This is a genomic window from Rothia koreensis, assembly GCF_052232265.1.
GTDB lineage: Bacteria > Actinomycetota > Actinomycetes > Actinomycetales > Micrococcaceae > Rothia > Rothia koreensis.
The window spans coordinates 160305-175254 of sequence record NZ_CP197643.1; the positions used below are offsets into that span (position 1 = coordinate 160305).

Below are 14950 nucleotides of genomic sequence, written 5' to 3' on the forward strand. Positions count from 1 at the left end.
AATGGCGGGTGGGAGGCTGATGCGTCGCCAGTCCCGGGAACCTCTATAGAAGGATCTCGGGGACACTCTGTTATTCTTTCCCCCCATGAGGGAGGGTCCCTTCTGGTCCGGATGAGTGTTTAGCGATTCCCATATTTATCTAGGCGATCCCGTTCATCATCCCCAGGGGCTCACAATCTCGTAGCACATAACACTTACGTACTACTGGTTGCTTAGAGATGCTTCTTTCGACGACGAACTATAGCAACTACAGCAACACCCGCCACCAATAAGGCGGCCGACACCCCAGCCAAATCAGCAAGCTCTCGTCCCGTCTGTGCCAAATGGCGACCACCCTGACCAGCGTGTCGTGCACCAGCCTGGGCAGACGTATCAGGTCCGCCAGCCTGCCCAGAGCCTTGTGCGATGTTACCCACCGCAGCCTTATGATCAGCACCATCAGCGTTCTTCGCAGCAGTCTCGGCCTGATGGACCTTCTCCACCGTATCGGCAGCATCCACCTGCGTATTCGCCGCAGCCTTGTGCTCGGGGGTCAAATGACCCAACGCATTAACCGTGGCATGAGCCTGCCTCTGGGCCTCACCCAAAGCCTTCAACTCATCAGCCAACTTCTTGATCTGATCAGGACTCTGCGCGTCCTTACCATGATCCTTCAGATGCTGCCGCTGACCCGGAGTCAGATGAGTCTTATCCACACCATCCTTGTTGATCGCAGCATCAATCGCGGCCTGACGATCCGTCTCATCCTGCTTCTGGGCAGTATCAACCGCGGTATGAACCTCAACCGTGGTCTTCGCCGCATCCACGGCAGTGTTCGCCGCAGCCTTGTGCTCGGGGGTCAAATGACCCAACGCATTAACCGTGGCATGAGCCTGCGCCTTCGCCGCAGCCAACTCCTGAGCGGACTGATCAGCACCATCAGCGTTCTTCGCAGCAGTCTCGGCCTGATGGACCTTCTCCACCGTATCAGCAGCATCCACCTGGTCGTTGAAGGCCTTCTTGTGCTCGGGGGTCAAATGACCCAACGCATTAACCGTGGCATGAGCCTGCCTCTGGGCCTCACCCAAAGCCTTCAACTCATCAGCCAACTTCTTGATCTGATCAGGACTCTGCGCGTCCTTACCATGATCCTTCAGATGCTGCCGCTGACCCGGAGTCAGATGAGTCTTATCCACACCATCCTTGTTGATCGCAGCATCAATCGCGGCCTGACGATCCGTCTCATCCTGGGACTGGGCATGCTGGACCGCGACCTGAACCTTCTCCACCGTATCGGCAGCATCCACCTGCGTATTCGCCGCAGCCTTGTGCTCGGGGGTCAAATGACCCAACGCATTAACCGTGGCATGAGCCTGCCTCTGGGCCTCACCCAAAGCCTTCAACTCATCAGCCAACTTCTTGATCTGATCAGGACTCTGCGCGTCCTTACCATGATCCTTCAGATGCTGCCGCTGACCCGGAGTCAGATGAGTCTTATCCACACCATCCTTGTTGATCGCAGCATCAATCGCGGCCTGACGATCCGTCTCATCCTGGGACTGGGCATGCTGGACCGCGACCTGAACCTTCTCCACCGTATCGGCAGCATCCACCTGCGTATTCGCCGCAGCCTTGTGCTCGGGGGTCAAATGACCCAACGCATTAACCGTGGCATGAGCCTGCCTCTGGGCCTCACCCAAAGCCTTCAACTCATCAGCCAACTTCTTGATCTGATCAGGACTCTGCGCGTCCTTACCATGATCCTTCAGATGCTGCCGCTGACCCGGAGTCAGATGAGTCTTATCCACACCATCCTTGTTGATCGCAGCATCAATCGCGGCCTGACGATCCGTCTCATCCTGGGACTGGGCATGCTGGACCGCGACCTGAACCTTCTCCACCGTATCGGCAGCATCCACCTGCGTATTCGCCGCAGCCTTGTGCTCGGGGGTCAAATGACCCAACGCATTAACCGTGGCATGAGCCTGCCTCTGGGCCTCACCCAAAGCCTTCAACTCATCAGCCAACTTCTTGATCTGATCAGGACTCTGCGCGTCCTTACCATGATCCTTCAGATGCTGCCGCTGACCCGGAGTCAGATGAGTCTTATCCACACCATCCTTGTTGATCGCAGCATCAATCGCGGCCTGACGATCCGTCTCATCCTGGGACTGGGCATGCTGGACCGCGACCTGAACCTTCTCCACCGTATCGGCAGCATCCACCTGCGTATTCGCCGCAGCCTTGTGCTCGGGGGTCAAATGACCCAACGCATTAACCGTGGCATGAGCCTGCGCCTTCGCCGCAGCCAACTCCTGAGCGGACTGATCAGCACCATCAGCGTTCTTCGCAGCAGTCTCGGCCTGATGGACCTTCTCCACCGTATCAGCAGCATCCACCTGGTCGTTGAAGGCCTTCTTGTGCTCGGGGGTCAAATGACCCAACGCATTAACCGTGGCATGAGCCTGCCTCTGGGCCTCACCCAAAGCCTTCAACTCATCAGCCAACTTCTTGATCTGATCAGGACTCTGCGCGTCCTTACCATGATCCTTCAGATGCTGCCGCTGACCCGGAGTCAGATGAGTCTTATCCACACCATCCTTGTTGATCGCAGCATCAATCGCGGCCTGACGATCCGTCTCATCCTGGGACTGGGCATGCTGGACCGCGACCTGAACCTTCTCCACCGTATCGGCAGCATCCACCTGCGTATTCGCCGCAGCCTTGTGCTCGGGGGTCAAATGACCCAACGCATTAACCGTGGCATGAGCCTGCGCCTTCGCCGCAGCCAACTCCTGAGCGGACTGATCAGCACCATCAGCGTTCTTCGCAGCAGTCTCGGCCTGATGGACCTTCTCCACCGTATCAGCAGCATCCACCTGGTCGTTGAAGGCCTTCTTGTGCTCGGGGGTCAAATGACCCAACGCATTAACCGTGGCATGAGCCTGCCTCTGGGCCTCACCCAAAGCCTTCAACTCATCAGCCAACTTCTTGATCTGATCAGGACTCTGCGCGTCCTTACCATGATCCTTCAGATGCTGCCGCTGACCCGGAGTCAGATGAGTCTTATCCACACCATCCTTGTTGATCGCAGCATCAATCGCGGCCTGACGATCCGTCTCATCCTGGGACTGGGCATGCTGGACCGCGACCTGAACCTTCTCCACCGTATCGGCAGCATCCACCTGCGTATTCGCCGCAGCCTTGTGCTCGGGGGTCAAATGACCCAACGCATTAACCGTGGCATGAGCCTGCCTCTGGGCCTCACCCAAAGCCTTCAACTCATCAGCCAACTTCTTGATCTGATCAGGACTCTGCGCGTCCTTACCATGATCCTTCAGATGCTGCCGCTGACCCGGAGTCAGATGAGTCTTATCCACACCATCCTTGTTGATCGCAGCATCAATCGCGGCCTGACGATCCGTCTCATCCTGGGACTGGGCATGCTGGACCGCGACCTGAACCTTCTCCACCGTATCGGCAGCATCCACCTGCGTATTCGCCGCAGCCTTGTGCTCGGGGGTCAAATGACCCAACGCATTAACCGTGGCATGAGCCTGCCTCTGGGCCTCACCCAAAGCCTTCAACTCATCAGCCAACTTCTTGATCTGATCAGGACTCTGCGCGTCCTTACCATGATCCTTCAGATGCTGCCGCTGACCCGGAGTCAGATGAGTCTTATCCACACCATCCTTGTTGATCGCAGCATCAATCGCGGCCTGACGATCCGTCTCATCCTGGGACTGGGCATGCTGGACCGCGACCTGAACCTTCTCCACCGTATCGGCAGCATCCACCTGCGTATTCGCCGCAGCCTTGTGCTCGGGGGTCAAATGACCCAACGCATTAACCGTGGCATGAGCCTGCCTCTGGGCCTCACCCAAAGCCTTCAACTCATCAGCCAACTTCTTGATCTGATCAGGACTCTGCGCGTCCTTACCATGATCCTTCAGATGCTGCCGCTGACCCGGAGTCAGATGAGTCTTATCCACACCATCCTTGTTGATCGCAGCATCAATCGCGGCCTGACGATCCGTCTCATCCTGGGACTGGGCATGCTGGACCGCGACCTGAACCTTCTCCACCGTATCGGCAGCATCCACCTGCGTATTCGCCGCAGCCTTGTGCTCGGGGGTCAAATGACCCAACGCATTAACCGTGGCATGAGCCTGCGCCTTCGCCGCAGCCAACTCCTGAGCGGACTGATCAGCACCATCAGCGTTCTTCGCAGCAGTCTCGGCCTGATGGACCTTCTCCACCGTATCAGCAGCATCCACCTGGTCGTTGAAGGCCTTCTTGTGCTCGGGGGTCAAATGACCCAACGCATTAACCGTGGCATGAGCCTGCCTCTGGGCCTCACCCAAAGCCTTCAACTCATCAGCCAACTTCTTGATCTGATCAGGACTCTGCGCGTCCTTACCATGATCCTTCAGATGCTGCCGCTGACCCGGAGTCAGATGAGTCTTATCCACACCATCCTTGTTGATCGCAGCATCAATCGCGGCCTGACGATCCGTCTCATCCTGGGACTGGGCATGCTGGACCGCGACCTGAACCTTCTCCACCGTATCGGCAGCATCCACCTGCGTATTCGCCGCAGCCTTGTGCTCGGGGGTCAAATGACCCAACGCATTAACCGTGGCATGAGCCTGCCTCTGGGCCTCACCCAAAGCCTTCAACTCATCAGCCAACTTCTTGATCTGATCAGGACTCTGCGCGTCCTTACCATGATCCTTCAGATGCTGCCGCTGACCCGGAGTCAGATGAGTCTTATCCACACCATCCTTGTTGATCGCAGCATCAATCGCGGCCTGACGATCCGTCTCATCCTGGGACTGGGCATGCTGGACCGCGACCTGAACCTTCTCCACCGTATCGGCAGCATCCACCTGCGTATTCGCCGCAGCCTTGTGCTCGGGGGTCAAATGACCCAACGCATTAACCGTGGCATGAGCCTGCCTCTGGGCCTCACCCAAAGCCTTCAACTCATCAGCCAACTTCTTGATCTGATCAGGACTCTGCGCGTCCTTACCATGATCCTTCAGATGCTGCCGCTGACCCGGAGTCAGATGAGTCTTATCCACACCATCCTTGTTGATCGCAGCATCAATCGCGGCCTGACGATCCGTCTCATCCTGGGACTGGGCATGCTGGACCGCGACCTGAACCTTCTCCACCGTATCGGCAGCATCCACCTGCGTATTCGCCGCAGCCTTGTGCTCGGGGGTCAAATGACCCAACGCATTAACCGTGGCATGAGCCTGCCTCTGGGCCTCACCCAAAGCCTTCAACTCATCAGCCAACTTCTTGATCTGATCAGGACTCTGCGCGTCCTTACCATGATCCTTCAGATGCTGCCGCTGACCCGGAGTCAGATGAGTCTTATCCACACCATCCTTGTTGATCGCAGCATCAATCGCGGCCTGACGATCCGTCTCATCCTGGGACTGGGCATGCTGGACCGCGACCTGAACCTTCTCCACCGTATCGGCAGCATCCACCTGCGTATTCGCCGCAGCCTTGTGCTCGGGGGTCAAATGACCCAACGCATTAACCGTGGCATGAGCCTGCGCCTTCGCCGCAGCCAACTCCTGAGCGGACTGATCAGCACCATCAGCGTTCTTCGCAGCAGTCTCGGCCTGATGGACCTTCTCCACCGTATCAGCAGCATCCACCTGGTCGTTGAAGGCCTTCTTGTGCTCGGGGGTCAAATGACCCAACGCATTAACCGTGGCATGAGCCTGCCTCTGGGCCTCACCCAAAGCCTTCAACTCATCAGCCAACTTCTTGATCTGATCAGGACTCTGCGCGTCCTTACCATGATCCTTCAGATGCTGCCGCTGACCCGGAGTCAGATGAGTCTTATCCACACCATCCTTGTTGATCGCAGCATCAATCGCGGCCTGACGATCCGTCTCATCCTGGGACTGGGCATGCTGGACCGCGACCTGAACCTTCTCCACCGTATCGGCAGCATCCACCTGCGTATTCGCCGCAGCCTTGTGCTCGGGGGTCAAATGACCCAACGCATTAACCGTGGCATGAGCCTGCGCCTTCGCCGCAGCCAACTCCTGAGCGGACTGATCAGCACCATCAGCGTTCTTCGCAGCAGTCTCGGCCTGATGGACCTTCTCCACCGTATCAGCAGCATCCACCTGGTCGTTGAAGGCCTTCTTGTGCTCGGGGGTCAAATGACCCAACGCATTAACCGTGGCATGAGCCTGCCTCTGGGCCTCACCCAAAGCCTTCAACTCATCAGCCAACTTCTTGATCTGATCAGGACTCTGCGCGTCCTTACCATGATCCTTCAGATGCTGCCGCTGACCCGGAGTCAGATGAGTCTTATCCACACCATCCTTGTTGATCGCAGCATCAATCGCGGCCTGACGATCCGTCTCATCCTGGGACTGGGCATGCTGGACCGCGACCTGAACCTTCTCCACCGTATCGGCAGCATCCACCTGCGTATTCGCCGCAGCCTTGTGCTCGGGGGTCAAATGACCCAACGCATTAACCGTGGCATGAGCCTGCCTCTGGGCCTCACCCAAAGCCTTCAACTCATCAGCCAACTTCTTGATCTGATCAGGACTCTGCGCGTCCTTACCATGATCCTTCAGATGCTGCCGCTGACCCGGAGTCAGATGAGTCTTATCCACACCATCCTTGTTGATCGCAGCATCAATCGCGGCCTGACGATCCGTCTCATCCTGGGACTGGGCATGCTGGACCGCGACCTGAACCTTCTCCACCGTATCGGCAGCATCCACCTGCGTATTCGCCGCAGCCTTGTGCTCGGGGGTCAAATGACCCAACGCATTAACCGTGGCATGAGCCTGCCTCTGGGCCTCACCCAAAGCCTTCAACTCATCAGCCAACTTCTTGATCTGATCAGGACTCTGCGCGTCCTTACCATGATCCTTCAGATGCTGCCGCTGACCCGGAGTCAGATGAGTCTTATCCACACCATCCTTGTTGATCGCAGCATCAATCGCGGCCTGACGATCCGTCTCATCCTGGGACTGGGCATGCTGGACCGCGACCTGAACCTTCTCCACCGTATCGGCAGCATCCACCTGCGTATTCGCCGCAGCCTTGTGCTCGGGGGTCAAATGACCCAACGCATTAACCGTGGCATGAGCCTGCCTCTGGGCCTCACCCAAAGCCTTCAACTCATCAGCCAACTTCTTGATCTGATCAGGACTCTGCGCGTCCTTACCATGATCCTTCAGATGCTGCCGCTGACCCGGAGTCAGATGAGTCTTATCCACACCATCCTTGTTGATCGCAGCATCAATCGCGGCCTGACGATCCGTCTCATCCTGCTTCTGGGCAGTATCAACCGCGGTATGAACCTCAACCGTGGTCTTCGCCGCATCCACGGCAGTGTTCGCCGCAGCCTTGTGCTCGGGGGTCAAATGACCCAACGCATTAACCGTGGCATGAGCCTGCGCCTTCGCCGCAGCCAACTCCTGAGCGGACTGATCAGCACCATCAGCGTTCTTCGCAGCAGTCTCGGCCTGATGGACCTTCTCCACCGTATCAGCAGCATCCACCTGGTCGTTGAAGGCCTTCTTGTGCTCGGGGGTCAAATGACCCAACGCATTAACCGTGGCATGAGCCTGCCTCTGGGCCTCACCCAAAGCCTTCAACTCATCAGCCAACTTCTTGATCTGATCAGGACTCTGCGCGTCCTTACCATGATCCTTCAGATGCTGCCGCTGACCCGGAGTCAGATGAGTCTTATCCACACCATCCTTGTTGATCGCAGCATCAATCGCGGCCTGACGATCCGTCTCATCCTGCTTCTGGGCAGTATCAACCGCGGTATGAACCTCAACCGTGGTCTTCGCCGCATCCACGGCAGTGTTCGCCGCAGCCTTGTGCTCGGGGGTCAAATGACCCAACGCATTAACCGTGGCATGAGCCTGCGCCTTCGCCGCAGCCAACTCCTGAGCGGACTGATCAGCACCATCAGCCTGACGCGCAGCAGTTATCGCCGCCTGGATGGCATCAATCGTTTTCGCGTCATCAATCTGTCTACCGAAAGCGCCCTTATGTTCTTTAGTTAAGTGGCCTAATTGATTAATTGTGCTATGGGCTGCACGCCGGGCATCTGCCAACTCCTTTGCATCAGCTGCCTGCGCATCATTTATGACCTGATCAATTTCTGTAATGGTGGTTGATTGGTCCACTTTAAGATTATATGTGAATTTTGCACTATTGGACAGGTTTGGCAGATTATTAATCGTTTCATGCGCTGCAGATTTTGCGGAATCCAGAATAGCACGGTCGGCTTTCGACGCATCATCGACTATTTTATCGATAGCATCTTTATACGATTCCTCATTCACCAACCTGTTGAATGAGTCCTTTTTATCCTGCGGAAGATTTGGTAAAGCGTTAATTTTTTTATGCGCATCAGCCCTTAACTGTACTATCTCGAGCCGGTATTTATAATCGCCTACTATAGTATCATGATTACGCTTTATAGAGTCTTGCAGTTCTTTACTTAATACGACTCCAGGTCCAAACGGCTTCGCGCTATTCCTCGAATACTCTCCTATATATTTATACTGGCCCTCGGGAACACCCTGGCGTTTTGCATCTTCAATTGCCCCGTTCAATTCATAATTGAAAGCTTTATCAGTTATCTTGTAAATATCTGCAGTATGGCCACTCATATCCATAGACCGAATATCATCATTAATCGTATTCTTTTCTTCTACAGAAGTGAAGTTGCTAGTATTCAGCCATTCCTCTACGGCTTCAACGGCCCCAGCATTACTGGCATTGTCTATTCTAGATTCTGGTAGAGCATAAGAGATATTTTGGTGGTCTTGGTCTTGCTTGTTGTGTCCCGCCTGGTCGTCGGCCTGCCGGGCTTCATCAACTACCGGTTGCACCTGCGCGACCGTGGGAGCCTGCTCCACCCGGGCATCAAAACCCTGCTTCTGACCAGCACTGATAGCAGTCAAACTATCAATCGTGGCATGAGCTTGAGCCTTCGCGGAGGCTAAATCTTTGGCCTCTTGAGCAGCCTGTTGCGCATCAGGCTGATCCTTGCCTTGACTCCCTCGCTGATCCTTTTGGTTTTGGTCTTGCTGGTGCCCCGCCTGAGTGTCGGCCTGCTGGGCCTCGTCAACTACCGGTTGCACCTGCGCGACCGTGGGAGCCTGCTCCACCCGGGCATCAAAACCCTGCTTCTGACCAGCACTGATAGCAGTCAAACTATCAATCGTGGCATGAGCTTGAGCCTTCGCGGAGGCTAAATCTTTGGCCTCTTGAGCAGCCTGTTGCGCATCAGGCTGATCCTTGCCTTGACTCCCTCGCTGATCCTTTTGGTTTTGGTCTTGCTGGTGCCCCGCCTGAGTGTCGGCCTGCTGGGCCTCGTCAACTACCGGTTGCACCTGCGCGACCGTGGGAGCCTGCTCCACCCGGGCATCAAAACCCTGCTTCTGACCAGCATCCAACCGGGACAAACCATCAATCGTTTGCTCCGCTACAGCCTTGATTGCATCCGCTTGCTGGGCCTGAGCGAGTGCCTGGTCTATTTGTTCTTTCTTGACAGCTTGGTTGATCTGGTCTTTGAAATCCTGCCGCTGTTTCGCACCTAGATGCTCCAGTGCATCAAGTTTCTGAGAAGCGTCTGCTTTCTGCGCTTCGGCCTCAGCATCGGGGCCGTCCTGAAAATCTATGCTGGTCCCGTCGTTGGGTTGCCCTGAGGTTGGCTCCACTCCGGCGTCATCGCCAGCTTGTGTTGAGTCGCCACTACCTGACCTGGTCCCACGATTTTTCGCGCCGCTGGTCTTCGAAACCTGGTTGGGGGCATGCGGTGCCGCGGGGGTGGCGTGGGCGGCAGTCCCGCATGTCAACGAAACAGCAACTGCGCTGACCGCCAGCCAGTTCTTGTAGCTGCGACGCGGCGGGTTTGCCGGAGATTTACGAAAAGCGTTCATGGTTCCAGTCCTTAATCAGCATGTGTAATGCACTCATGAAGTCTACTGCAAGCCTGAAGGATCTTCTTCAATTCGTCGATCGCGACCATGTGATCGAGGTAGCCCTTGGCATCCTCGTCGCCGCCGAAGAACCACTTCGGGCCGGTGACCAGCGAGTGGAAGAACAAGTAGGAGACCCTGGTGCTGTCGGCCCACAGAACGAGGTTCGGCTATGGCGAGGGGGAAGCCGTAGATGTCGAAGGCGACCCCAAACCGGACGCCTCCCCCGATGGGGGGGGGAGGCTGCGGAGGAGCCCTCGGCGTTCTTGGCGTTCGTAACGCCGAATGCACTGAGTATCACGGTACCGACGAGCGCGGACGAGGAAACTGCAGCGGTCCTGCGGCTAATCTTCGTGAGCTGCTCGCCCGCACCAGCTTGCTAGGCCAATCAGAGTATAAGCCGGTGCTATACCCTTGTATGCCTGAAGTGCACACGTTGCCTTATTCGCAGGGGTGGATTGAGGTTGTTCTCGGCCACATCGTCACGCCAAAGTCGAGACAAGTCACAAGAGGACCCACGTCGCAACCCCCAAAGTACACCCCGTTGCCCAAGCGGGCAGGGTGCGCCTCTCCCCGAGACGATGGGCTTGTGCAGATGCTTCGTGTACGAGGGATTAAGACACAGTCTCGCAACGCCGGGCGCAATGTATCGGATGGTCTCATTCGATGCATTGTTCCTCCAGCCTGAAAATTTCTATAGGAGTGCAACGGTGCCACATGGTATCAACCGAAAAACCTCACAATTTTCCAGGATGGCCAGCATCGACATTACTTCAGTGGTTAGTGTACTAGCTGCTTCATGCGCTGGTTCGTTCTTGGGAACGGAATCGAAGCCTCTATCCATCGATGATTCCTCTCTAGCTCAAGCAGAATCCCCGGTATCACAACGATCCGGTCCGGAGATAACCAGAGTTCCATATCCGGTTGCAGGCAACGGAGACCCATCGCAGAATTGGGGCGATCTATATCTTCCTGCCGGTGTCCATAAGGCTGGTTCCGTGCCCTTGGTGGTACTCATTCATGGAGGCGCTTGGCACCGATCGATTGGAGCCGGGGACTTCAGCTATTTCGCACAAGACCTCGTCGGCCGCGGTGTAGCGGTGTATAACATCGAATACCGCCGTGTCGGCTCCGGCGGTGGCTGGCCCACAACGTTCACCGATGTGGCATCCGCGCTGGGCCATGTCCCCGATATCGTTGATCAGACCCCTGAATTATCCGGCAAGACCGAAGTAGTCGGCCATAGCGCCGGAGCCCAACTTGCTACGTGGGCGGGATCCCAGGTAGCGCACCCCGAACACCAGTTAGGTAAGTACGCATCGTTTAAACCTGATCGGATTGTGGCCCTCTCCGGTCCACTAGATATGACCAACGCAGCCAACTTCTCCGACCTCGACATGGTCAATGCCGTGGGCGGGACTCCCCTCACCGCAGCGAGTAGGTACGAGGATGTCGACCCCATCCAAAACATTGCCCCTGGCATTCCCGTGGTCGCTGTTCATGGCACAGCTGATACCACGGTGTCCTGGCAGAATTCCCAGCGATATATACAAGCACTGCTCCAGGCAGGCGGTAACGGTCGGTTGGATCTGCTGTACGGAGACACTCATGGATCGTTGATCACTTCAGGAACCGCCCATTACCAGCAAGTACTGGAAACCGTGGCTGATGAACTCTTGAAATAGTCGTAGGCACACTGCTAGCAGCTGGCCTTGAGTCGTCCCAACCAGGAGATCAGCAGTTGAGTCTCGGTTTCTCCAAGTATTTCCGGGTGTGCTATGGCGTACTCGAGCACGGAGGCTACGGGGCTTGCTGGATTGGCGGAGGTTCCTGTGATGGTTGCGATGACGCCGTCCCGAACAGCATCGGAGAGCTGCGGGTCAGCCTCAGCGAGGATAATTTGTCGCAGGGTGACACCAATATTGGCCACCAGTACGTGGGCCGCCGCCTGTTCTGGGTCGACGACGAGCCGTCCTTGTTCAGCCGCGGCCCTTGTTAGCCCACGTAGGATCGAGCTCGGTCGTTCCTGGGCTTTGGGGTGGTAACCGGGACTGACTTTCCCATACATCAGCGTATAGAACCCTGGGTTCTCGAGCCCGAACGCGACATGGGCGTTCCAGCCGTTCCGAAGGTCTTGAATGGGATCGCCAGACGCTTCCGTTGAGCCCTTCTGGCTTAGGTATAGGTCGAAACCACGCTCAATAACAGCATCGACGAGTCCTTGCTTTGACCCGAAGAAGTGGTACAGAGTCGGCATCTTCACCCCAACCATGGTGCACACCGTCCGCAGTGAGAAGTCCTCACCAGGGCTCCTGGCGATGAGGTCTGCAGCTGCTGCTATTAGCCGGTCTCGAGTGGCTCTTTCTATCTGATGTGGCATACTGCTACGCTAGCTGATGTATCACTGATACATGATTCAATACCAGCGTTATGGAGATAGACAATGGCTGTGCATACCCTTGCAGGGAAGAACGTCCTCATTGCCGGCGGGGCCAAGAACTTGGGCGGTCTCATCGCTCGACAGGCTGCCGAGGCCGGGGCCAACGTGGCCGTCCACTTCAACTCGGACGAGACCCGCTCCGATGCGGAACAGACCGTGGAGGCCGTCAGGGCCTCCGGGGGCCGTGCCGAGATGTTCCAAGCGGATCTGACCGTTCCGGCGAACGTGACCCGACTCTTCGACGACGCCGAAAAGGCCCTGGGCACCATCGACGTCGCGGTTAACACCGTCGGCAAGGTTCTGCGCAAGCCGATGGCGGAGACCACCGAAGAAGAATACGATTCGATGTTCGATATCAACTCCAAGTCGGCCTACTTCTTCATCAAGGAAGCGGGACAGCACTTGGCCGATGGGGGCAAGATCGTCACGATCGTCACGGCGCTTCTCGCCGCCTTCACCGACGGGTACTCGACCTACGCCGGCGGCAAGTCTCCCGTTGAGCACTTCACGCGTGCGGCCGCGAAGGAATTGTCGGAGCGCGGTATTTCGGTGACGGCTGTGGCGCCGGGGCCCATGGATACGCCGTTCTTCTACGGTCAGGAAACTCCGGAGCGCGTCGAGTTCCACAAGTCCCAGGCCATGGGCAACCAGTTGACGCAGATCGAGGACATCGCCCCGATCGTGCGGTTCCTGGCCACGGACGGCTGGTGGATCACGGGTCAGACGATCTTCGCCAACGGCGGGTACACCACCCGATAACTCCCGCCAGCTACGTCAATCAGGACAGGAGCACACAATGGCTGACAGTATCCCCGAACCGGTGGCTTCGTTCTTGGCCGCTGTCAACGCCCATAGAGAAACTGCATTTGACGAGTCATTCACGGCTGATGCCGTGGTCGATGACTGGGGCAAAGTTTTGACCGGCCTGGATCAGATCAAAGACTGGAGTGCGACTGAGTTCATCGGTTCCTCACCCATCTTGGACGTCACTTCGGTGGACATCGAGGACGGAACCGTGGCCATAACCGGCGATTGGAGATCTTCTCACGCCAATGGCCCGTCCAGCTTCCGCTTCGATCTCGATGGCGACAGGATCGCCGCTATGATCATCCGTGCGGGCTGAATCCAGATAGCCGTCCCGGTTTATCTTCTGGGGCGGGACCTGCACCCTCGCAGGACCCGCCCCAGAAGTCTGTATATAGCTGCTACCAATATTTAGACCTACTCTTCTGCAGGAGTGGAAATGACTGCCCATCCCCGCTGAATCCTGTCCCGAATGACCCCACGGAGCCCTCAGGAGCCTCACCGGATGGCGAGCCCGTTGGAGCTATTTTTCGATTTGGTGTTCATGGTTGCTATATCCCCCTCCTCTCAGGGACTGCACCATCTAGAGACTGAAGGTCATCTCATCGCCGGAGCAGTCAGCTACTTGATGGTGTTCTTCGCCATCTGGTGGGCTTGGATGAACTTCGGGTGGTTTGCGACCTCCTTTGACACCGATGGCTGGTCTCTATCGCATTATGACTCTCGTACAGATGGCCGGAGTACTACCCCTGGCCGCCGGCAGCACTCGAGCCATGGAAAGTTACGATTTCACGCTGGTCACTATTGGCTACGTGGTGATGCGCCTGGCCATGGTGACCCAATGGATCCGCGCCGATGTCACCAACACAGAATTCCGAGCGACAGCGTTCCATTATGCAGTAGCCATCACTGTGGTTCAGGTGGCCTGGGTGGCTCGGCTGACTCTCCCACCAGAGGCAGGAATGGTTGGGCTCTTCGCCTTAGCCCTGGCAGAAGTTGCCGTACCTATATAGTCCGAACGACACGGGCCCACCCCTGGAATGCCCATCACATCCCTGAACGATGCAGTCTTTTTGCCCTCATCCTTCTGGGCGAATCGATCTTGGCCTCCACAAACGCTATCCTTGAAGCCATTGATCTAGGAGAGCACCTACCCGACCTGCTGACCATACCTGTGGCCGGGCTGGTTACCGTTGCTGGTATGTGGTGGATCTACTTCTCTCGCGAACAGCACCATCACATCACAGCTCTGCGTTTTTCCCTGGTCTTCGGCTATTTCCATTACCTCATCTTCGCCGCAGCAGGCGCGTTTTCAGCAGGGATAGAGATCGCAATTGGTTCCATCTCTGGGCAGGATCATCTAGGTCATTTCGCTAGCGCATTGACCCTAACCGTGCCTGTAGCAGTTTTCGTGCTCGAAATCTGGCGGCTCACCCTACGGCAGGTTCTAGCACCGCTCACCTCAGTCCTGGTTCCCGTCGGCTCCTTCGTCGTTATCATTGGGTCACTCATGCCAGGGACTGCTCCAGTGGTTACAGCGGCACTTGGTGTCATCGTCACTGTCGTTGCTACCGAATTTCCTCACCGCAGGTGACCATACTGCTTATTGAGCGCTGCCATTCTCCACGATCAGACATCAGCAGGTTGGGTACGCCTGATTGATCAGGCTCTATAGAGGCTCTTCGCAGTTGAGGGGGTAGGTGGCTGAGCGCGTCGGTCGCCGGATGAGGGT

The 14950-nt window shown here is 56.7% G+C and carries 6 protein-coding genes and 3 pseudogenes; 6 read left to right on the top strand and 3 right to left on the bottom strand.

All coding sequences use genetic code 11. The features are described from left to right. Nucleotides 1–212: 212 nt before the first annotated feature. Together ACTSLZ_RS00725 and ACTSLZ_RS00730 are read right to left on the bottom strand one after the other, a co-directional pair. Nucleotides 213–7925: a hypothetical protein gene (locus ACTSLZ_RS00725; RefSeq protein ID WP_443096072.1), complete on the bottom strand. Its 7713-nt coding sequence runs from the start codon at nucleotides 7923–7925 to the stop codon at nucleotides 213–215. A 30-nt stretch (nucleotides 7926–7955) separates the two neighbouring features. After that, nucleotides 7956–9935, bottom strand: a pseudogene (locus ACTSLZ_RS00730) (hypothetical protein); the annotation flags it as partial. A gap of 791 nt (nucleotides 9936–10726) precedes the next feature. Between ACTSLZ_RS00730 and ACTSLZ_RS00735 the strand changes: the two are divergent. Then, nucleotides 10727–11659, top strand: coding sequence for an alpha/beta hydrolase family protein (locus ACTSLZ_RS00735; protein WP_443096073.1), 933 nt, complete (start codon nucleotides 10727–10729; stop codon nucleotides 11657–11659). A 14-nt stretch (nucleotides 11660–11673) separates the two neighbouring features. Here the strand turns inward: ACTSLZ_RS00735 and ACTSLZ_RS00740 are convergent, their stop codons facing one another. Then, entirely contained in the window at nucleotides 11674–12354 is a 681-nt protein-coding gene (locus ACTSLZ_RS00740; RefSeq protein ID WP_443095381.1) for a TetR/AcrR family transcriptional regulator, read from the bottom strand. A gap of 63 nt (nucleotides 12355–12417) precedes the next feature. On the opposite strand from ACTSLZ_RS00740, the gene ACTSLZ_RS00745 reads away from it, so the two are divergent. The 5 genes and pseudogenes from ACTSLZ_RS00745 to ACTSLZ_RS00765 all read left to right on the top strand — a co-directional run. After that, entirely contained in the window at nucleotides 12418–13173 is a 756-nt protein-coding gene (locus tag ACTSLZ_RS00745) for an SDR family oxidoreductase (RefSeq protein WP_443095382.1), read from the top strand. Between the two features lie 37 nt (nucleotides 13174–13210). Further along, nucleotides 13211–13537 (top strand): nuclear transport factor 2 family protein, encoded by a 327-nt coding sequence (locus ACTSLZ_RS00750; protein ID WP_443095383.1) that lies wholly within the window; start codon nucleotides 13211–13213, stop codon nucleotides 13535–13537. A 225-nt stretch (nucleotides 13538–13762) separates the two neighbouring features. Next, a pseudogene (locus ACTSLZ_RS00755) lies at nucleotides 13763–13855 on the top strand (hypothetical protein); the annotation flags it as partial. A 58-nt stretch (nucleotides 13856–13913) separates the two neighbouring features. Next, a complete protein-coding gene (locus ACTSLZ_RS00760; RefSeq protein ID WP_443095384.1) occupies nucleotides 13914–14231 on the top strand; it encodes a low temperature requirement protein A in 318 nt (105 codons plus the stop codon). Between the two features lie 14 nt (nucleotides 14232–14245). Next, nucleotides 14246–14812, top strand: a pseudogene (locus ACTSLZ_RS00765) (low temperature requirement protein A); the annotation flags it as partial. Nucleotides 14813–14950 lie beyond the last annotated feature (138 nt).